Genomic DNA, 20093 nt, shown 5'->3' on the forward strand with positions numbered 1-20093 from the left:
CGCTGAAACTCACGGGAGGACGGCCCAAGTGGCGGACAAACCGAAACCCCTTCTGATCAAGCGGTACGCGAGCCGCAGGCTCTACAATACCGAAACCAGCGATTACGTGACGCTCGAAGACATCTCGGGGTTCATCCGCGATGGCCGCGACGTGCAGATCGTCGATCTGAAATCGGGTGACGACCTGACCCGGCAATACCTGCTTCAGATCGTCGCCGAACACGAGAGCCGCGGCGAAAATGTGTTGCCGCTGGGGGTGCTTACCGACCTGGTCCGCAGCTACACCACCCAGGCGCAAAGCGTCGTGCCGCAGTTCCTGACCGCCTCGTTCGAGATGCTGCGCGAAGGCCAGAACCGCATGCTCGAGATGAGCCCGATGGCCAAGATGCCGGGCTTCGAGGCGATGAAGGCGCAGCAGGAAGCTTTCATGAAGGCGATGACCGGCGGCATTTCTCCGCAATGGTCGGGCCCCGATCAGGGCGAAGGCCAGAGCGACCAGAAAGACGAGGAAGACCTCGACGCGATCAAGAAACAGCTGGCCGAGCTTCAGGCCAAATTGTCCAAGATGGACAAGTAAACCATGAGCAAAAGCTCAGGTTTGCGAAGCCCCGCGCCGGTCGCGGGGCTTTTTCGGTTCCGACCCTTACGGCGGATCAGGTGCCGTAGGCCCGGGGCGTGCCCATCACCGTCTCTGCCGCGGCGATCAGCGCCTCGGCGATAAAATCGCACTCCGCCCGCGTCAGCCGCGCCGGCAGCCGCACGTCGCAGGCCCGCATCAGCATCGCCCGGGTGGCGGGCAGATCTTCCGGCAGATCCGGTACGAAATGCCAGTTCCAGAAGGCGCGCGCATTGTCTGCCGAGAGCCCGAAGATCTGCACCTTGACGCCCATCGCCTCGGCCGCCTCGGCAAAGCTGCGGCGCTGGGGCTCGGTCATGCCCTCGAGGTTGAACTGGATCGAATCCGGCGCGCGCTCTTCACCGGGCAGACTGTCGGGCACCTGCATCCAGGGAGAGGTGTTGAGCCGCGCCGCCACGTGATCGTGGTTCGCCCGCCCGTCGCGCACCCGGCGCGCCAGATGCGGCAGCTGCGGCCGGATCACCGCCGCCGACAGGTTCGACATGCGCTGATTGTAAAGAGGCAGGCGGTTCTGCAACGCCGGGAAATGATCGCGCAGCACCGGGTGTTTCTTCCAGTTGTGCTCATAGGCGCCCGACATGATGATCGCACGCGCCACCAGCTCGGCATCGTCGGTGACCAGAATGCCGCCTTCGCCGGCGTTGATCATCTTGTAACTCTGAAAGCTGAAACAGCCGATCCGGCCAATGGTGCCGATCTTCTGCCCGCGCCAGGTGGTGCCCAGAGAATGCGCCGCATCCTCGACCACCGGAATGCCACGCGCGTCGCAAAGCGCCATGATCGCCGCCATGTCCGAGGTATGGCCGCGCATGTGGCTGATGATCACCGCCGCGACATCGTCGAGCTTGGCGGCGAAATCCTCGAGGTCGATGCGGTAATCGTCGCCGACCTCGCACAGCACCGGGCAACATTCGGCATGCACCACCGCCGAGGGCACCGCGGCAAAGGTGAAGCCGGGGATCAGCACGCGGGCGTCGCGCGGCAGCTCCAGCGCCTTGAGCGCCAGAAACAGCGCCGCCGAACAGGACGCGACCGCCAGCGCATAGTGCATGCCCATCATTTCGGCGAATTCCGCTTCGAGTAGAGCCACCGGCGCATCCTCGGGCGCGGTATAGCGGAACAGGTCGCCACTTTGCAGCAACCGGTCGATTTCGGCGCGGGCCGCCTCCGGGATCGGCTCGGCGTCATGAACGTTGGGGGCCTCGAGACTGCTCATATTCGCTTTCCTTAATCGGGGTTTTCAGAAAACTAAATTAGAGCAATGCGGCAAAAAAGTGAATTTTCCGTAACGGGCGTCAATGCCCGTCGCCTGTGTCGTCAGATCCCCAATCTGTCGCGCAGGGCATACCAGCTCATCGCCAGGGTCAGCAGCGGCGTCCGCATCATCCCGCCGCCGGGAAAGGCGGGGGCGGGCAGGGCGGACATGGTCTCGAACCCCTCCTGTTCGCCCATGATCGCCCGCGCCATCAGCCAGCCGGCATGGGTCGCCGTGCCGACCCCGTGGCCGGAGTAACCCGAGGCCGAAAGCACCCCCGGCGCCACCCGCGCCAGAAAGGGCAGGCGTTTCATGGTGATCGCCAGGGTGCCGCCCCAAGCATAGTCGATCCTGACGTCTTTCAGATGCGGGAAAATCTCGGCCATCGGCCGCCGCACCTTGGCGGCGATGTCCTTCGGGAACCGATAGCCATAACTCTCGCCACCGCCGAACAGCAGCCGCCTGTCGTGGCTGAGCCGGAAGTAGTTCACCACGAAGCGGCTGTCGGCCACGGCCACATCCTCGGTCAGCACCTGCGCCGCGCCCGCGCCCAGAGGCTCTGTGGCAACGACAAAATTGTTGATCGGCATGACCCGCGCCCGCACCTTCCGGTCCAGCGTGCCAAGATAGCCGTTGCCGGCCAAGATCACGTGATCGGCCTTGACCCGCCCTTCGGCGGTCTGCACCAGCCCCGGCGCGACGTGATGCACGCAAGAGCCCTCATGGATCACCGCCCCGGCTGCCGCCGCCGCCCGCGCCAGCCCCACCGCCAGCCGCAAGGGGTGCAGATGCGCCGCATCCCGGTCGATCATCCCGCCCTTGTAATCGGGAGACGGGCAGAGCGCCCGCCAGGCCGCTTCGTCCAGCGCCTCGACATGGTCATAGCCATAGCGGTCGCGCAGGAAATCGACATAGCCGTGCAGCTCGGCCACCTCCGCCGCGCTCGAGCCGGTCCAGGCCACGCCCGGCTTCAGGTGACACTCGATGTCATGGTCGGAAATCAGCCGCTTGACCAGCGCCTTGGCCGCCTCGCCGAGCGCCCAGTATTTCGCCGCATCCGCGCGTCCGACCAGTCGCTCCAGCCCCTGCTGGTCGACCCGCTGCCCCGAGCCCAACTGCCCGCCATTGCGTCCCGAGGCGCCAAAGCCCACCCGATGCGCCTCGAGCAGGACAACCCGGCGCCCGGCCCGCGCCAGTTCCAGCGCCGCCGAGAGCCCGGTATAGCCACCGCCGACAATACAGACATCGGCCGTCACCGCGCCCTGGAGCGGCGCGAAGGGCGGCAGAAACGCGGTTGTCGCCGCATACCAGCTCTCCGGGTACTGGCCCTGGCGATCGTTGGAAAACAGCAGGTTCATGCCCCGCTCCCCTGCTTCTTCTCTTTGACAAATACCGCCGGGGGTCCGGGGGCAGCGCCCCCGATCCTCACACGTTCAGCAACAGGTGTTCCCGCTCCCACGGCGAGATCACCTGAAGAAACTCCTCGTATTCCGTGCGTTTGACGATGCCATAGACCCGGGCGAATTCCGGCCCCAGCACCTCGTGCAGCTCGGTCGCCGCGTCAAACAGATCCAGCGCCGATCCCAGCACCTGCGGGATGTCCGGCTCGCCCTCGTAGGCATCCCCCGAAAACTGCCCGGCCGGCGTCACCTTGTTGACCAGCCCGAGATAGCCACAGGCCAGCGACGCTGCGATCCCGAGGTAGGGGTTGCAATCCATGCCGCCGATGCGGTTCTCCACGCGCCTGGCCTCCGGATCCGAGATCGGGATGCGGATGCCTGTGGTGCGGTTGTCGCGCGCCCATTCCAGGTTGATCGGGGCGGCATGGTCGCGCACGTAACGGCGATAGGAGTTCACATAAGGCGCCATCACCGCGATGGCGCTTGGCAGATACCGCTGCAAACCGCCGATGAAATGCGCAAAGGCATCTGTCTCGCCGCCCTGCGGCCCGGCGAACATGTTGCGGCGGGTCTCCAGGTCGAGCACCGAATGATGGATGTGCATGGCCGAGCCCGGCTCATCGGCGATCGGCTTGGCCATGAAGGTGGCAAAGCAGTCGTGGCGCAGCGCCGCTTCGCGGATCAGCCGCTTGAAATAGAACACCTCGTCGGCCAGTTTCACCGGATTGCCATGCCGCAGATTGATCTCGAGCTGACCGGCGCCGCCCTCCTGAGTGATACCGTCGATCTCGAAACCCTGGGCCTCGGCAAAATCGTAGATGTCGTCGATCACCGGGCCGAATTCATCCACCGCCGTCATCGAATAGGCCTGACGCGCCGCGGCCGGCCGGCCCGAGCGGCCCATCATCGGCTCGATGCTCTTGGCCGGGTCGATATTGCGGGCCACCAGATAGAATTCCATCTCCGGTGCCACCACCGGCTTCCAGCCGCGCTGGTGGTAGAGGTCGACCACCCGTTTCAGCACGTTGCGCGGGCTCGCCGGGATCGGCACGCCCTCGCGGTCAAAGGCGTCGTGGATCACCTGCAAGGTCCAGTCGCCGGTCCAGGGCGCGGCAGTGGCGGTCGACATGTCGGGCTTGAGGATCATGTCGCGCTCGATAAAGCCGTCGGCGCCGGCGGCCTCGCCCCAGCCACCGGTGATGGTCTGATAGAAGATCGAATCTGGCAGGAAGAAGAACGACTGCCGGGCGAATTTCGACGCCGGGACCGCCTTGCCGCGGGCAATGCCCGGCAGGTCGGGGATCACGCATTCCACCTCGTCGAGCCGGCGCCCCTCGAGATAAGCCTGCGCGGCCTGCGGGGTCTGGGCGATCCAGTCGGTCATGCAAGGCTCCTGTCGCGAAAGAACTGGCCGATCATCCGGCCCAGCGTGGCATTGGCCACCGGCTTGTCGACCGTGGCACGCGCCTCGGCCAGCATCTCCGGCGGGATCGCCCCGCCGCGCGCCTCCATCAGCCCGGTGAGAAAGCCGGCGTCAAACTCGGGATGCGGCTGCACCGAGAACATCTTGCGGCCATAGACCAGCCCGGCGTTCTCGCAGAAATCGGTGCGGGCGATCACCCGGGCCTCCTGCGGGCGCGCGGTCACCTGATCCTGATGCCAAGCGTAAAGCGGCAGGGTCTCGCCGTCGAATTCATAATCCACCCGGCCCACCGACCAGCCACCCGAGAATTTCTCGACCCGCCCGCCAAGCGCCTGGGCCATGATCTGGTGGCCAAAGCAGATTCCCACCATCGGGATATCGGCCGCATAGGCCGCGCGGATCAGCGTCTCGAGCGGCGCGATCCAGGGCAGGTCGTCATAAGCTCCGTGTTTCGACCCGGTGATCAGCCAGCCATCGGCGTCCTCGACGCTGGCGGGAAACTGGCCATCCACCACGTCGTAATTGTCGAAGTCAAAGCCCTGGCCGTCCAGCAGATCGCGGAACATGCCGGAATAGGTCTTGTGGTCTGGCAGCGCCTCGGGCCTGTGCCCGGTGGTGAGGATGCCGATCTTCATGGTTCACCCATTTGTTCTAGACCGTGTCGAGATAGATCTCGACGCGCTCCGTTTCAGTCAGTTCTTCCATATAATGGGCCTCCTGCCGTTTGGTCAGGAGGAAATTGCGGATCATCTCCGGGGCAAAGATGCGGCGGATGTGATCGCTGCCTTCGAAGGCGTCCATCGCGCCCACCCAGGTGACCGGAATCCGCGGCAGATCCAGCGCATAGGCGTTTCCGGTGATCGGCGCCGGCGGCTCGATCGCATCCTCCATGCCGTTCATCGCCGCCCCGAGGATCACCGCCAGCATCAGATAGGGGTTCACGTCGCCGCCCGCCACCCGATGTTCGATCCGTCGCGCCCGGGCATCGCCAGACGGCACCCGCACCGCCGCGGTGCGGTTCTCATAGGCCCAGCAGATGCCGGTGGGCGCATGCGCCTCTGGCACCAGCCGGTCATAGGAATTGTGATGCGGCGCAAAGATCAGCGCCGAATCGGCCATTGCATCGAGACAGCCGCCAATCGCATGGCGCAGCACCTCGGTGCCGGTTTCGCCGCCGTCGTCGAAGATGTTGTCGCCGTTCTCGTCGAGCACCGAGAAATGCGTGTGCAGCCCCGAGCCGGCATAATCGTCATAGGGTTTGGCCATGAAGGAGGCGGCAAAGCCGTGCCGCCGCGCCAGCCCCTTGACCAGCCATTTGAACAGCCAGGCATCGTCGGCCGCCCGCAGCGCATCCTCTGAATGCATCAGGTTGATCTCGAACTGCCCCAGCCCGGCCTCGGAGATCGCGGTATCGGCGGGGATGTCCATCTCTTCGCAGGCATCGTAGAGATCGGTGAAGAACTGGTCGAAACTGTCGAGCGCGCGGATCGACATCGTCTCGGCCGCCTTGCGCCGCTTGCCCGAGCGCTCGCTCACCGGCACCTGCAACGACCGGCCGCTGTCGTCGATCAGGTAGAATTCCAGCTCCACCGCCACCACCGGCGTCAGCCCCTTGGCCTTGTAGCGGTCCAGCACGGCGCGCAGCGCATGGCGCGGATCGCCCTCGTAGGGGCGGCCATCCTCGCGGAACATCCAGATCGGCAGGAGGGCGGTCGGCGCCTCGAGCCAGGGCATCGGCAGAAAGCCGCGTTCGGTGGGCAGGAGCACGCCGTCGCGGTCGCCGCTCTCGAACACCAGCGGGCTGTCGTCGATATCCTCGCCCCAGATGTCGAGATTGAGCACCGAAACCGGAAAGCGGGTGCCGCTCTCGACCACCTTGTCGGCGAAACGCACCGGCACCCGCTTGCCGCGCGGCTGACCGTTGAGGTCGGCGGCGGCGACACGGATCGTGCGCACCTGCGGATTCTTGCGCAGCCAGGATTTCATTGCATTGCCGGACATGGGGCACCTTGGGTGAATAATTTGATCAAATTATGGATAACGACCCGCGCCGGGGTTTGGCAAGCGGGAAATGAAATGCCGATTGCCGCGCCCCGGACCTGATCCGGAGCCGCGCCGATAGCTAGGGGACGTCCCGGATCGGGGTCCGGGACGGGTCAGCGAATGAGGTTCAGCCGCAGCTTCATCTTGGCCCGCCGCGCCTGCGGCAGATGCCGGTTGAGCCGCCGGTTGATCAGCCCGAAGAGCGCGATCAGCAAGAGCGTCAGCAGGATGAAATAGCCCGCCAGGATCGGGTAGGGGACAAAGGGGTTGAAGGTCTTGTCGGCAAAGTAATTGGCATAATACAGCGCGTCGCCGCGTTGCTGAAACGCCGGAAAGCCCGAGAAATAGACCAGCGTGGTGGCGTGAAACAGAAAGATCGCCTCGTTGGTATAGGCCGGCCAGGCCAGCCGCAGCATGGTCGGCCAGACAATGCGCCGAAACCGCACCCAGCCGGAAAAGCCATAGGCGTCGGCGGCTTCGGTATCGCCCTTGGGCACCGACAAAAGCGCGCCATAGAAGATCTCGCCGGAATAGGCGGCGGTGTTGAGAAACAGCACCACAAGCGCCCCGGCCCAGGCCGAGGTCAGCGGCGTGAAGACGGGCGCCACCTGTTTCAGCGACAGGAACAGGAAATAGGCAAAAAAGAACTGGATAAACAGCGGCGAGCCGCGAAACAGGAAGATGAACCATTCCGCCGGCTTGCGCAGCCAAGGGCTTTGCGCCGCCTTGCCCAGCGCCACCGCCGTCGCCAGGAAGAAGCCGGCAAAAAGCGCCAGCACCCCGAAATAGACGTTCCAGATCATCCCCGAGCCGATCAGCACGAACTGCTGGCAGAGGGTAAAATCCGACCGCGGCAACAACCGCTCCCCCACCCCGACAGAACGCAGGGCATAATCGGCAAAAGTCTCCCAACAACTCATTCCGCGCCCCCCCGGCAGCTTCCTCTTGCACAAAATACTCTCTGGGGAGTCGCCAAAGGCGACGGGGGCAGAGCCCCCAGAGTACCGCCACCCAACCTCATGCCGCCGCCTTCCGCTGCGCTTCGCCGCCGGCTGTCGCCCGCCCGAAGGTCAGACGTTGCATCACCCGGCCCAGCACCACCTCCGACACCTTGGTGAACCCCAGGTAGAACACCAGAAGCGCCAGGAAATACCACATCCGCCAGTCGCCATGCGGGTAATCGGTGAAGCGCGGGGTCTTGGTGCCGCCCAGCTCGCGCGCCCAATAGACGATATCCTCGACACCGAGCAGGAACAGCAGCGGTGTTGCCTTGATCAAAACCATCCAGAGGTTCGACAGGCCGGGCAGGGCATAGACCCACATCTGCGGCACCAGAATGCGCCAGAAGCTCTGCCGGCGCGACATGCCATAGGCCTCCGCCGTCTCGATCTGGGCCCGGGGCACGGCGCGCATGGCGCCAAACAGCACATTGGCGGCAAAGGCGCCAAAGACGATGGCAAAGGTCAGCACCGCCAGCAGGAACCCATAGGTCTCATGCACCCATTGCGGCGCGGTGCCCAGCGGCAGCTTGGCGGCGTCGCAGACCACGAAATCATTGCCCTGCCGGATCGGCTGATCCCAGCCCGGGCAGAGCGCCTGGTGGCGCAGCCATTCGAATCCCTGGTCGAGCGCGATGACAAAGAACAGGAAGAACGCGATGTCGGGCACGCCACGCACGATGGCGATATAGGTCCGGCCCAGCCAGTTGATCGGAAAGATGTGGCTGCGCGCCGACATGGCGCCAAGAAATCCGAAGGCCAGCGCCACCGGCGCGGTGATTGCCAGCAAGAGCAGCACCGTGCCGAAAGAGGCATAGAAGGCCATGTGCTTGCCGGTCGTCAGATAGCACGCCAGCCAGCGGGCGCCTTCGAGCAGCTCGGGTTCTGCGCAATAGCTGAAAATGGCAGCTCTCCTGCGGAGCGGGCGGGCCGGCAGGCCCACCCTGCGTTTCAGGGCCGGAGGCGGGTGTCAGCCCGCCCGCGGGATCAGAAGGTTTCGCCGACGTCCCATTTCTCGATCAGGGCATTGAGCGAGCCGTCTTCCTTCATCGACTGGATCGCCGCATCGAACTTGGCGCGCAGCTCGGCGTCGCTTTCGCGGAAGCCCATGCCGATGCCGCCGCCCAGCAGGATGTCCTCGGCCACGAAATCAAGCTCGGCGCTTTCCTCGGCATAAGGCGTCAGGAAGGATTTGTCGGCCAGAACCGCATCCGCCTCGCCATCGCGCACCGCGCCGATGGTTTCTTCCGGGTTGGCGAATTCCAGCAGGGTGGCGCCGATCTCGGCGATATGCGCCGCCTGGATGGTGCCGGCCTGCGCCGCGATCACCGCGCCGGCCGGATCGATCTCGGTGCCGGCCATGCCGAGATAGGACGAGGGGTCAGGCTGGGTGTAGTTCTGGGTGAAGTCGATGACTTCCTCGCGCTCGTCGGTGATCGACATGCCGGCGATGATGGCATCGTAGTTGCCCGAGACCAGGTTCGGGATGATCGAATCCCATTCGTTGGTGACCCATTCACAGGTCAGCTCGGCGCGGGCGCAGAGTTCGTCACCGACCTCGCGTTCGAAGCCGTCGACCTCGCCGGCATCATTGAGGAAGTTGAACGGAGGATAGGCGCCTTCGGTGCCGAGCCGCACGGTCCCGGAATGGCTTGCGGCCATGGCGAGGCTGGCGGTCAGGGCCAGAGCGGCGGTGCCGGTCAGGAAAAGTTTCATGTCTGTTGCTCCCTTGGTTGGTGGTTCAGGCGGCTTTGGTCGAGGACAGAAAGCCCCGCAGCCGCTCGGATTTGGGCGCGTCGAACAGCGGTCCGGGCGCACCTTCTTCTTCGATCAGACCCTGGTGAAGAAAAACCACGTGGTCGCTCACGTCATGGGCCATCTTCATGTCATGGGTCACGATCAGCATGGTCCGGCCTTCGGTGGCCAGATCCTTGATCACCCGCACAACCTCCTGCTCGAGCTCCGGGTCCAACGCCGAGGTCGGCTCGTCGAAGAGCAGCGCCTCGGGCTCCATGCAGAGCCCGCGGGCAATCGCCGCGCGCTGCTGCTGGCCGCCGGAAAGCTGTGCCGGATAGGCCGCGCATTTGTCGCCGATGCCGACCTTGTCGAGGTAGTGGCGCGCCCGTTCCTCGACGTCGGCCCGGTCGCGGCCCAGCACGGTGACCGGTGCTTCCATCACGTTTTGCAGGATGGTCATATGGGCCCAGAGATTGAACTGCTGGAACACCATCGACAGGTTGGTGCGGATGCGCAGCACCTGTTTGGCATCGGCCGGCCGGCGCGCCAGCCCGCTGCCTTTCCAGCTCACCGGCTCGCCCTTGAACAGGATCTCGCCCTGCTGGCTGTCTTCGAGCAGGTTGGCGCAGCGCAAAAGCGTCGATTTGCCCGAACCGGACGAGCCGATCAGCGAGATCACCTCGCCCCGGTGCGCCGTGATCGATACGCCCTTGAGCACTTCGAGCTGGCCGTAGCTCTTGTGAAGGTCGCGGATCTCGATGACGGGGGGCTGGTCTGGCACGTGACGCTTTTCTGTGTGTGAAGGTTCCCTGTAATAGGGCAGTAATTTTGCGGCCTTGCAACTTGCAAAACGGCGGAAATGCCCGGATTCCGCCGGACTTGCCGTCACGGCAGGCCAAATCGGAGGGCCCTTGCCCCCCGCGTCACTCCCGTGTGACGCGCTGGCGGGCCATGGCACTGTCGACATCGCTGATGCCCAGCATCGGCGCCACCATGCGCAACAGCGCATCTTCGGCCTCGTCGCGGGTGCCATCGGCCAGCACCACCTGCCAGAGCGCCTCGATCACCCCGAGGCGGGCCTCGAAAGGCACCGCATCCTTGATCGCGCGGGTGAAGCGCACGGTGTCGGGGGCCTCGGATTCGAGCTGTTCGGCTTCGCGCCGCAGGGCGCTGGCCTCGAAGGGCGAGAGGCCGAAACGGCTGGCGGCAATCTTGTCGATCAGGGTGCGTTCGTCATCGTCATAGGTTTCGTCCGACCGCGCCACCCGCACCAGAAGCGCAGTCAGCGCGAGGCGGGCGTCTTGGTCGGGCAACTGGGCGGGCTCTGGCTGGGTCAGCCGTCTGAGGAAATCTGCGAACATGGGGGAGATATAGGCGCAAGCCGGGGGAGGGCCAAGCACTTCGGCCGAGGGTTCGTCGGATGGCCGGCGCCTTGGCGGGGGCGCGGGCCAAGGCTTATGCGCCGCGCCGTGGCCCGGCGTGCCGCTCAGGCGCGCGCCCTGAGACGCGCCTGCTTGCTCAGGATCTGCGGTTCCGCCACCGGCGCCCAGTCGGGCGGCGCAAAGAACGGCGTCTGTTGCCAGCGTCCCGACAGCCGTTCGGCCAGGAGCCGCTGGCCAAAGGCCAGCACCATCCGGCCCAGCCCCCGATCCTTGCGCGGGGCGCCGGGCCCGCTGGCCCAGACGGTGTTGGCATGGGCCCGCACCGGCCCCAGCAGCTTGTCCTCGCCCTGGTGCGCCGCGCAACTCAGCGAGACAAAGGGCAGTTTGGCCGATTTCAGCGTATTGGCCACCGGCGTGCCGCAACAGGTGGTGTGCCAGCGCGACAACCCCTGTGGCGAGAGCCGGAGCAGGCCGAGATTGCCGATCCCGCGCGTGAACGTCACCTGTGATGGCGCCACCTGAAGCAGATCGGTGCCGCCGGCCTCGTTTAGGATATCGGCGCCGAGGTGGCGCGGAAAGCTCTGGCAGTCGGCGCAATAACAGATCAGTCGCGTCCCCCGCCGGGGCGCGCTGACATGCCATTCGGTGGCGCCGCAGGTGCAGGCAAAACGGGCGTTCATGGCGGCGAGGCTAGCCGCGCCTCCGGCGCGCCGCAAGTCGCCACGTCAACCGACAGCTTTCCTTCGCGGAATCGATCCGGAGGTGTAGCATTCACACGGCACCTGTGTGTCAAAAAAACCGAAAATTGGGGAGTTCTCATGTCTATGTCCTTGTCCCGCCGCGGCTTTTTGGCCGGCACAGCCGGATTCGTCGCGCTGCACCCGTTCTCTCTCCGCGCTGCCGCCAATCAGGCGCATCTGCGCATCATGGAAACCACAGACCTGCATGTGCACGTCTTTCCCTATGATTATTATGCCGACCGTCCGATCGATACGGTCGGCCTGGCCCGGACCGCCGCATTGATCGACGATGTCCGTGCCGAGGCGACCAATGCGCTGTTGATCGACAATGGCGATTTCCTGCAAGGCAACCCGATGGGCGATTACATCGCCTATGAGCGCGGCATGAAGGAGGGCGACATGCATCCGGTGATCGCCGCGATGAATGCGCTGGGGTTCGATGCCTCGACGCTGGGCAATCACGAATTCAATTACGGGCTGTCCTTCCTCGAGAAATCCCTCGCCGGGGCCAAGTTCCCGGTGGTCTGCGCCAATATCGCCAAGTCTCTGGGCGCCAGCCCGACCGAGGATGAGACCCTGTTGCCGCCCTATGTCATCCTCGATCACAGCGTCACCGACGGCGCCGGCGAAAGCCATCAGATCAAGCTCGGGCTGATCGGCTTTGTCCCGCCGCAGGTGATGAACTGGGACCGTCGCCACCTCGAAGGCAACGTCATGGCCCGCGACATCGTCGAAACCGCCCGGGCCTATGTGCCGCAGATGCGTGAGGCCGGCTGCGATCTGGTTGTGGCGCTGTCGCATTCCGGCATCGGCGGGGCGGATCATACCGACGGCATGGAAAATGCGTCAGTACCGCTGGCCGCGGTCGACGGCATCGACGCCATCCTCACCGGCCACAGCCACCTGGTCTTCCCGTCTTCGACCTATGCCGAATTCGCCGGTCTCGATGTCGAACAGGGCACGATCATGGGCAAGCCGGCCGTGATGGGCGGGTTCTGGGGCTCGCACATGGGGCTGATCGACCTGATGATCGAGCGCGACGGCAGCGGCTGGCGGGTGCTCTCGCACACCGCCGAGGCGCGGCCGATCTACACCCGGGGCGAGGACCGTTCGATCACTCCGACGGTCGAAAGCGTCGACAAGGTGCTGGCCGCCGCCGAACAGGAGCATCAGGAGACTCTGGCCTATGTGCGCCGCGCCGTGGGCAAGACCGATGCGCCGCTGCACAGCTATTTCGCTCTGGTGGCGGATGACCCCTCGGTGCAGATCGTGTCGAACGCCCAGACCTGGTATATCGAGCAGATGATGCAGGGCACCGAATACGAGGGCCTGCCGATCCTCTCGGCCGCGGCACCTTTCAAGGCCGGTGGCCGGGGCGGGCCGGAGTATTACACCGATGTCGCCGTGGGCGACGTGGCGATCAAGAACGTTTCCGACCTCTATCTCTATCCCAATACCGTGCGCGCGGTGAAGGTGACCGGGGCCGAGGTCAAGGACTGGCTCGAGCGCTCGGCCGGCATGTTCAACCAGATCGAACCGGGGGCCGAGGATGCCACGCTCTTGAACCCGGAGTTCCCGAGCTACAATTTCGACGTGATGGACGGGGTGACCTACCAGATCGACCTCAGCCAGCCGTCGAAGTTCGGGCCCAAGGGCGAGTTGATCAACCCCGAGGCCAGCCGTATCGTGAACCTCGCCTACAATGGCGAACCGATCGACCCGGCGCAGGAGTTCATCATCGCCTCGAACAACTACCGTGCCGGCGGCGGCGGCTCCTTCCCCGGCGCCTCGCCCGAGACCACGGTCTTCGAGGGGCCCGACACCAACCGCGACGTGATCGTGCGGTATATCGTCGAGAAGGGCACGGTGAGCCCGCGCGCCGATGGCAACTGGTCCTTCGCGCCGATGGAGGGCACCACGGTGATCTTCGAGACCGGGCCAGCGGGCGCGCAATATGCCGACGGCGTGCCGGGGGTGCAGATCGAAGAGGCGGGCCAATCCGACAGTGGATTCGCGCGGTTCCGCATTTCGCTCTAGGCGCGTCGCGCTCCAGCCTCCCGTCCCGGCCTCAGCGCCGGGACCTCTCGCCTGCGGCTGGCGACCGGGAGGCCCCGGATCAAGTCCGGGGCGCGGTGCTGCGGACCGTCTCGCGCCTCATACCAACCGACTGATCTCTTTCGCCGCCCGCACGAAATCCTTGAACAGCGGATGCGGCTCGAACGGTTTCGATTTCAGTTCCGGGTGGAATTGCACGCCGATGAACCAGGGGTGATCCTGCCATTCGACGATCTCGGGTAGCCGCCCGTCCGGGCTCATCCCGGAGAACACCAGCCCGTGTTCCTCGAGCTTGTCCTTGTACTTGATGTCGACCTCGTAGCGGTGCCGGTGCCGCTCGTCGATCGCCTGGGAGCCATAGACCTGCGCCACCTTCGACCCTTCGGCCAGCGCCGCGTCATAGGCGCCCAGCCGCATGGTGCCACCCTTGTCGTCATCGGCCGAGCGCGAGACCTTGGCATTGCCCTGAACCCACTCCTTGAGGTGATAGACCACCGGCTCGAAGCGTTTCTTGCCGGCTTCGTGGTCGAATTCCTCCGAGCCCGCGCCGGAGACGCCGGCGACATTGCGCGCCGCCTCGATCACCGCCATCTGCATGCCGAGGCAGATGCCGAGATAGGGCACCTTGTGCTCGCGGGCGAATTGCGCCGCCTTGATCTTGCCTTCGGTGCCGCGCTCGCCAAAGCCGCCGGGCACCAGGATCGCGTGATAGCCTTGCAGATGTACCGCCGGATCCTCGCGATCGAAGAGCTCGGCATCCACCCATTCCACCTTGACCTTGACCCGATTGGCAATGCCGCCATGGGTCAGCGCCTCGGCGATGGATTTATAGGCATCCTCGAGCTGGGTGTATTTGCCGACGATGGCAACCCGCACTTCGCCCTCGGCGTGATGGATGCGGTCGCTGACGTCTTCCCATTTGCTCAGCTCGGGCTTCGGCGCGGGCGAGATCTGGAAGGCATCGAGCACCGCCTGATCCAGCCCCTCGCGGTGATAGGTCAGCGGCGCGTCATAGATCGTCGAGAGATCCTGGGCGGCAATCACCGCCTCGGGGCGCACGTTGCAGAACAGCGCCAGTTTCTCGCGTTCCTTGGCCGGGATCGGCCCCTCGGAGCGGCAGACCAGGATGTCGGGGGCAATGCCGATCGACCGCAGCTCCTTGACCGAGTGCTGCGTCGGCTTGGTCTTCAGCTCGCCCGACGCGGCGATATAGGGCAGCAGTGTCAGATGCATGAAGATGCATTGCCCGCGCGGCTTGTCCTGGGAAAACTGGCGGATCGCCTCGAAGAAGGGCAACCCCTCGATATCGCCGACGGTGCCGCCGATCTCGCAGAGCATGAAATCCACCTCGTCCTCGCCGATCGAGATGAAATCCTTGATCTCGTTGGTGACGTGCGGAATGACCTGGATGGTCTTGCCGAGGTAATCGCCGCGGCGCTCCTTCTCCAGCACATTGGAATAGATCCGCCCCGAAGAGACCGAGTCGGTCTTGCGCGCCGCCACCCCGGTGAACCGCTCGTAGTGCCCGAGGTCGAGATCGGTCTCGGCGCCATCGTCGGTGACAAAGACTTCGCCGTGTTCAAAGGGGCTCATGGTGCCGGGATCGACGTTCAGATAGGGGTCGAGCTTGCGCAGCCGGACGGAGAAGCCGCGGGCCTGCAACAGGGCGCCGAGCGCGGCCGAGGCCAGCCCCTTGCCAAGCGAAGACACAACACCGCCGGTGATGAAGATAAAGCGCGCCATGCTGAAGGAAACTCCCGTAGTCGAACGTCGTTTGAACCGCGCGGCCAGAGGCCAAATTTTCGCAGTACCACGGGAGTCCATCGTTACAGGATTCGCGTGGATTTGACAAGCCGACCGCAAGATACTGTTGCGGTCAGCCACGAAATCTCAATGGATTGTAGAGCCCCGAAATTCCGGCGCGGTCAGGCCCGTCAGTCGGCCCGCGGCACCAGCGGCGCGTTCTCGTCCTGGCCGGGCGGCAGAAGCTCGTCGCCGGGCAGGGCGGGGGTCGCAGGGCCGTCGCCTTCGCTGGCGGCCGGTGGGGTCAGGCGGTCGATGACCGAGCTGCCGGCGGAGTTCTGCGCGGCGATGATGGTCAGGGTGATCGAAGTCACGATAAAGGCCACGGCCAGCACCCAGGTCACCTTGCCCAGCGCGGTTGCCGCCGACCGTCCCGCCACGGCGCCGCCGCCGCCACCCATGCCAAGGCCGCCGCCTTCCGAGCGTTGCATGAGCACAACGCCAATCAGCGCCAGCGCCAACAGCAGGTGGATGATCAGGACGACGTTTTCCATGGGGCCTCGCGGGTATCGTGTTGCCGGGGTATGTAGGCGGAAAGATCCGCACGCGCAACCCGCAACCCGGCAACAGTCCGCAGCCCCGCCGCCGTCCGCCCGGAAACCACCCCCGGCCCAATCCCCAAAGACGCGCTCACCCCGCCCAGCCCCCCGGCCGCATACACCACGGCGCGCGAACAAAGCGCCCCGCACCGCTCTTCCTCTTGCTGAAAATACCCTCGGGGGAGGCCGCAGGCCGGGGGCAGAGCCCCCCATTCCCGCGACAGCCCGCCGACAGCCAAAAGTCCCTAACCGGGAATTCAGACGTCGACGTCATCCACATCCGCCTGGCCGGAAAGCCGCCGCCGCAGGATCGACCAGCTCAGCCCGATTCCCAGCACCGTCGAAAGCGCCAGGATCCCCAGCCAGGTGTTGAGCGCCTGGTTGTCCAGCGTCAGCACCCCGAAATCATGCAGCACCCAGAGCAGGGCGGCGACGATGGCGGCAATCAGCATCATGCCGAAGGCGCCGATCGAGCGCAGGGTGGCGCGCAGGTAGACGATCCAGCCGACCAGCAGCAGCAGCCCCAGCAGCAGGACCAGCGGCAACTGGCTGTCCCAAGCGCGCAACGCCCAGCCGAGATAGCTGAAGGCGGTCGGATTGAAGGTGGCGGCAACCAGAAGGAAGGCAAAGACCCAGCGAACGAGAAAACCCATGACGGCCTCTTTTGGTGACACGCGTTTCCGGTTCTTCCGAAACGCGCTTCACATCTAGCCGATTGCCGGCGCATGTCCAGCCGCGGCAAATTCCGCCCCGCGCCGGCGGCGAGGTCAATTTCGCGGTTTCGCCCCCGCGCGGCAACGGCTATATCGGCGCGGGTTTGGCACCATAGAGAAGGATGTGACATGGCCAATGTTGTCGTGGTCGGCGCACAATGGGGCGACGAAGGTAAGGGCAAGATCGTGGACTGGCTCAGTGAACGCGCCGATGTGATCGCGCGCTTTCAGGGCGGCCACAACGCGGGCCACACCCTCGTCATCGACGGCAAGGTCTACAAGCTGCATGCGCTGCCCTCGGGCGTGGTGCGCGGCGGCAAGCTGTCGGTGATCGGCAACGGCGTGGTGCTCGACCCCTGGAACCTGCTGAAAGAGATCGAGACGATCCGCGCCCAGGGCGTGGAGATCACCCCCGAAACACTGATGATCGCCGAGAACACGCCACTGATCCTGCCGTACCACGGCGAGCTTGACCGGGCGCGCGAAGAGGCCGCCTCCAAGGGCACCAAGATTGGCACCACCGGCCGTGGCATCGGCCCCTGCTACGAGGACAAGGTCGGCCGCCGCGCCATCCGGGTCGCCGATCTGGCCGATCCGGCGACGCTCGAGGCCCGCGTCGACCGTGCGCTCCAGCACCACGACCCGCTGCGCAAGGGGCTGGGGGTCGAGGCGATCGACCGCGACGGGTTGATCGCGCTGCTGCAAGAGGTGGCGCCGAAGATCCTCGAATATGCCGCCCCGGTCTGGAAGGTGATGAACGAAAAGCGCAAGGCCGGCAAACGCATCCTCTTCGAAGGCGCACAGGGCGCGCTGCTCGACATCGATTTCGGCACCTATCCCTTTGTCACCTCGTCGAACGTGATCGCCGGGCAGGCGGCCACCGGCGTGGGCATTGGCCCCGGCTCGATCGATTACGTGCTGGGCATCGTCAAGGCCTATACCACCCGCGTCGGCGAAGGCCCGTTCCCGACCGAGCTGGATGACGCCGACGGCCAGCGCCTCGGCGAGCGTGGCCACGAATTCGGCACCACCACCGGCCGCAAGCGCCGCTGCGGCTGGTTCGACGCCGCGCTGGTGCGCCAGACCTGCGCCACCTCGGGCGTCACCGGCATCTCGCTGACCAAGCTCGACGTGCTCGACGGCTTCGAGACGCTCAAGATCTGCACCGGCTACGAGCTTGACGGCGAAACGCTCGACTATCTGCCCACCGCCGCCGACCAGCAGGCGCGGTGCACGCCGATCTATGAGGAAATGCCCGGCTGGACGGAAAGCACCGAGGGCGCGCGCAGCTGGGCCGAGCTGCCGGCCAATGCGATCAAATACGTGCGTCGGGTCGAGGAGTTGATCCAATGTCCGGTGGCGCTGCTCTCGACTTCGCCGGAGCGTGAGGACACCATCCTCGTCACCGATCCTTTCGCGGATTGAGGGCGTCATGGGTCTCGGCAAGGGATTGAGCTACAAGGCCCGGCGGCGCTGGTCGCTGGTGATCCTGCTGGTCGGTCTGCCGGCCTATGTCGTTGCGGCGGTCAGCATCGTGAACATGCTGAGCCGCCCGTCGATCCTGGTGGAACTGCTGGTCTATATCCTGCTCGGCGTCCTCTGGGCGCTGCCGTTCCGCTTTGTCTTTCGCGGCGTCGGTCAGGAGGATCCCGACGCCGACGGCGGCCCCGAAACCTGATCTCGGGCCTCGGCCCGGGGTGGCGGCCGCTGATGACGGGGCAGGCCGCGAAATTTCCCTTGCGTCAGCATTGGCGCTGCGCGAGCCTTTGGTCTAGCGTTCCACCATGACGCGCGCGCCCGACATTCTGGCTCAGGACAACCCCTTTCTCGGCATACTGCTGATGCTGGGCTTCTGCCTGCTGGCGCCGCTGGGCGATGCCATCGTCAAGCTTCTGGGCGAGACGGTGCCGCTGCTGGAAATCCTCACCATCCGCTTCGTCATTCAGGCGGTCGTGCTGGCGGTGCTGGTCGGCATGACCGGCCGGTCGTGGTACATGTCGCGGCGGGTGTTCTGGCTGGCCTGGCTCCGGGCCTTCCTGCATATCGCCGGAATTGCGACGGTCTTTGCCGCGCTGCGCTATCTGCCGCTGGCCGAGGCCATGGCGATTGCCTATGTCATGCCGTTCCTGATGCTGCTTCTGGGCCATTACGTGCTGGGCGAAGAGATCGGCGCCCGGCGCGCCTGGGCCTGTGCGGTCGGATTTGTCGGCACCTTGATGGTGGTGCAGCCGACCTTTGCCGATGTCGGCTGGCCGGCGCTGCTGCCGCTTGCCGTCGCCGTGATCTTTGCCTTTTTCATGCTGGTCACCCGCCAGATCGCGCGCGAGACCGATCCGATCTCGATGCAGGCGATCAATGGCGTCATGGCCTCGCTGGTGCTTGTCCCGCTCTCGGTCCTGGCCGAACGCGCAAGCGCCGGCCTGCATTACGTGGCGCTCGATCAGACCGAGATCCTGCTGCTTGCCGCCGTCGGCATCACCGGCACCGTGGCGCATCTGCTGATGACCTGGAGCCTGCGGTACGCGCCCTCGGCCACCGTCGCGCCGATGCAATATCTTGAGATCCCGGTGGCGATGTTCTACGGCTGGCTGATCTTTGCCGATCTGCCCAATGGCCTCGCTCTGTTCGGCATCGCGGTGACCATGGCGGCCGGTCTCTACATCGTCATGCGCGAACGGTCGATGGCGCGGACCCCGCCGCTAGAACAGCCCTGACCGCTGCGTCAAGACAATCCCGCGGCAGGATCACCAGCATGCCGGGGCCGTCCATTTCCAGCGTGACCTCGGTGGCCAGCGCTTCGTTCGAGGTGCCGACCCGTCCGCCGGGGGTGAAATCTATGCCATGGATCGGCCAGCGCAACCCGGTGCTCTGGCCGGTCACCGGCCGCAACGGAAACAGCGAGACCCGGGTGCCGGCCGCCAGATCGAGCGCCAGCCGGGGCGGGGCGTGAAACACCACGTCCTCGCGTCCGATCAGGATGCAGGGCCGGTCGGCCCGCGCCGCCAGCCGGTTGAAGACCGAGAGCTGATGATCCACCCGCGCACCCAGAAACCCCAGCCCGAGGATCAGCGGCGCCTCGATATTGCGCAGGCACTTGTCGAAATCGGTGCTGTCCTGTTCGGCGATGTGATGCAGGGTGTCGGGCGAGAGCGCGGCGCGGGTCTCGGCCGGAAGCGAATCGAAATCGCCGATCACCGCCTCGGGGGTCACCCCGTGGCGCAGCAGCACCAGCGCCCCGCTGTCGGCCGCCACCGCGCGTCCGGCCCAGGTTTGCGCCAGCGTCAGGTCGGCGTGGCGGAACTCTCCGCCACCGACAAGCAGGATCGGCGCTTCGGCAGTAATGATGGGGTGATTCATGGCTTTTTAGC

20 protein-coding genes are annotated in these 20093 nt (G+C 65.4%); 5 read left to right on the top strand and 15 right to left on the bottom strand.

The annotated features are described in order from the left end of the window. Positions 1–28 precede the first annotated feature (28 nt). The gene (gene phaR, locus PVW49_RS16980) at positions 29–577 is read left to right on the top strand and encodes a polyhydroxyalkanoate synthesis repressor PhaR (protein WP_048532176.1); all 549 of its coding nucleotides are present in this window, start codon (positions 29–31) and stop codon (positions 575–577) included. Positions 578–653: 76 nt separating this feature from the next. On the opposite strand, the gene PVW49_RS16985 is transcribed toward phaR, so the two are convergent. The 11 genes from PVW49_RS16985 to PVW49_RS17035 all read right to left on the bottom strand — a co-directional run bounded on the left by PVW49_RS16985 (position 654) and on the right by PVW49_RS17035 (position 11555). Continuing rightward, a complete protein-coding gene (locus tag PVW49_RS16985; RefSeq protein WP_274591110.1) occupies positions 654–1853 on the bottom strand; it encodes a DegT/DnrJ/EryC1/StrS family aminotransferase in 1200 nt (399 codons plus the stop codon). Positions 1854–1954: 101 nt separating this feature from the next. Further along, positions 1955–3250 carry an NAD(P)/FAD-dependent oxidoreductase gene (locus tag PVW49_RS16990; RefSeq protein ID WP_274591111.1) on the bottom strand — a complete coding sequence of 432 codons (1296 nt, stop codon included), beginning with the start codon at positions 3248–3250 and terminating at the stop codon, positions 1955–1957. A gap of 67 nt (positions 3251–3317) precedes the next feature. Further along, the gene (locus PVW49_RS16995; protein ID WP_048532173.1) at positions 3318–4676 is read right to left on the bottom strand and encodes a glutamine synthetase family protein; all 1359 of its coding nucleotides are present in this window, start codon (positions 4674–4676) and stop codon (positions 3318–3320) included. Further along, entirely contained in the window at positions 4673–5350 is a 678-nt protein-coding gene (locus PVW49_RS17000; protein ID WP_274565268.1) for a type 1 glutamine amidotransferase, read from the bottom strand. The genes PVW49_RS16995 and PVW49_RS17000 overlap by 4 nt, the downstream gene beginning before the upstream one ends. A 16-nt stretch (positions 5351–5366) precedes the next feature. After that, positions 5367–6701: a glutamine synthetase family protein gene (locus PVW49_RS17005; RefSeq protein WP_048533843.1), complete on the bottom strand. Its 1335-nt coding sequence runs from the start codon at positions 6699–6701 to the stop codon at positions 5367–5369. Between the two features lie 170 nt (positions 6702–6871). After that, a complete protein-coding gene (locus PVW49_RS17010) occupies positions 6872–7678 on the bottom strand; it encodes an ABC transporter permease (protein ID WP_048532171.1) in 807 nt (268 codons plus the stop codon). Between the two features lie 97 nt (positions 7679–7775). Next, positions 7776–8582, bottom strand: coding sequence for an ABC transporter permease (locus tag PVW49_RS17015; RefSeq protein ID WP_371398933.1), 807 nt, complete (start codon positions 8580–8582; stop codon positions 7776–7778). 161 nt (positions 8583–8743) lie between these two features. Continuing rightward, positions 8744–9472: a transporter substrate-binding domain-containing protein gene (locus tag PVW49_RS17020; RefSeq protein WP_048532170.1), complete on the bottom strand. Its 729-nt coding sequence runs from the start codon at positions 9470–9472 to the stop codon at positions 8744–8746. A 25-nt stretch (positions 9473–9497) separates the two neighbouring features. After that, positions 9498–10274: an ABC transporter ATP-binding protein gene (locus PVW49_RS17025; protein WP_048532169.1), complete on the bottom strand. Its 777-nt coding sequence runs from the start codon at positions 10272–10274 to the stop codon at positions 9498–9500. 142 nt (positions 10275–10416) lie between these two features. Beyond that, a complete protein-coding gene (locus PVW49_RS17030) occupies positions 10417–10854 on the bottom strand; it encodes a tellurite resistance TerB family protein (protein WP_048532168.1) in 438 nt (145 codons plus the stop codon). 125 nt (positions 10855–10979) lie between these two features. After that, on the bottom strand, positions 10980–11555 hold the full coding sequence (locus PVW49_RS17035; protein WP_048532167.1) for a DUF6151 family protein: 576 nt from the start codon (positions 11553–11555) through the stop codon (positions 10980–10982). 138 nt (positions 11556–11693) lie between these two features. Here PVW49_RS17035 and PVW49_RS17040 point away from each other — a divergent pair, with 138 nt between their 5' ends. Beyond that, the gene (locus tag PVW49_RS17040; RefSeq protein ID WP_274591112.1) at positions 11694–13652 is read left to right on the top strand and encodes a bifunctional 2',3'-cyclic-nucleotide 2'-phosphodiesterase/3'-nucleotidase; all 1959 of its coding nucleotides are present in this window, start codon (positions 11694–11696) and stop codon (positions 13650–13652) included. A gap of 117 nt (positions 13653–13769) precedes the next feature. On the opposite strand, the gene PVW49_RS17045 is transcribed toward PVW49_RS17040, so the two are convergent. The 3 genes from PVW49_RS17045 to PVW49_RS17055 all read right to left on the bottom strand — a co-directional run bounded on the left by PVW49_RS17045 (position 13770) and on the right by PVW49_RS17055 (position 16665). Beyond that, positions 13770–15413 carry a CTP synthase gene (locus PVW49_RS17045; protein ID WP_074838568.1) on the bottom strand — a complete coding sequence of 548 codons (1644 nt, stop codon included), beginning with the start codon at positions 15411–15413 and terminating at the stop codon, positions 13770–13772. Between the two features lie 191 nt (positions 15414–15604). Further along, positions 15605–15967: a preprotein translocase subunit SecG gene (gene secG / locus PVW49_RS17050; RefSeq protein WP_048532164.1), complete on the bottom strand. Its 363-nt coding sequence runs from the start codon at positions 15965–15967 to the stop codon at positions 15605–15607. Positions 15968–16269: 302 nt separating this feature from the next. Continuing rightward, positions 16270–16665: a DUF6524 family protein gene (locus PVW49_RS17055; protein ID WP_074838565.1), complete on the bottom strand. Its 396-nt coding sequence runs from the start codon at positions 16663–16665 to the stop codon at positions 16270–16272. A gap of 189 nt (positions 16666–16854) precedes the next feature. On the opposite strand from PVW49_RS17055, the gene PVW49_RS17060 reads away from it, so the two are divergent. The 3 genes from PVW49_RS17060 (at position 16855) to PVW49_RS17070 (ending at position 19439) form a co-directional block, all read left to right on the top strand. After that, complete coding sequence (locus PVW49_RS17060; protein WP_074838562.1) at positions 16855–18150, top strand: adenylosuccinate synthase; 1296 nt, start codon at positions 16855–16857, stop codon at positions 18148–18150. A 7-nt stretch (positions 18151–18157) separates the two neighbouring features. After that, positions 18158–18403 carry a DUF2842 domain-containing protein gene (locus tag PVW49_RS17065; RefSeq protein WP_274591113.1) on the top strand — a complete coding sequence of 82 codons (246 nt, stop codon included), beginning with the start codon at positions 18158–18160 and terminating at the stop codon, positions 18401–18403. A gap of 106 nt (positions 18404–18509) precedes the next feature. After that, the gene (locus PVW49_RS17070; RefSeq protein WP_274565262.1) at positions 18510–19439 is read left to right on the top strand and encodes a DMT family transporter; all 930 of its coding nucleotides are present in this window, start codon (positions 18510–18512) and stop codon (positions 19437–19439) included. Here PVW49_RS17070 and PVW49_RS17075 read toward each other — a convergent pair. Then, positions 19390–20082 carry a thiamine diphosphokinase gene (locus PVW49_RS17075; protein WP_274591114.1) on the bottom strand — a complete coding sequence of 231 codons (693 nt, stop codon included), beginning with the start codon at positions 20080–20082 and terminating at the stop codon, positions 19390–19392. The genes PVW49_RS17070 and PVW49_RS17075 overlap by 50 nt on opposite strands. Positions 20083–20093 lie beyond the last annotated feature (11 nt).

The organism is Marinovum sp. PR37, assembly GCF_028807375.1.
Lineage (GTDB): Bacteria > Pseudomonadota > Alphaproteobacteria > Rhodobacterales > Rhodobacteraceae > Marinovum > Marinovum algicola.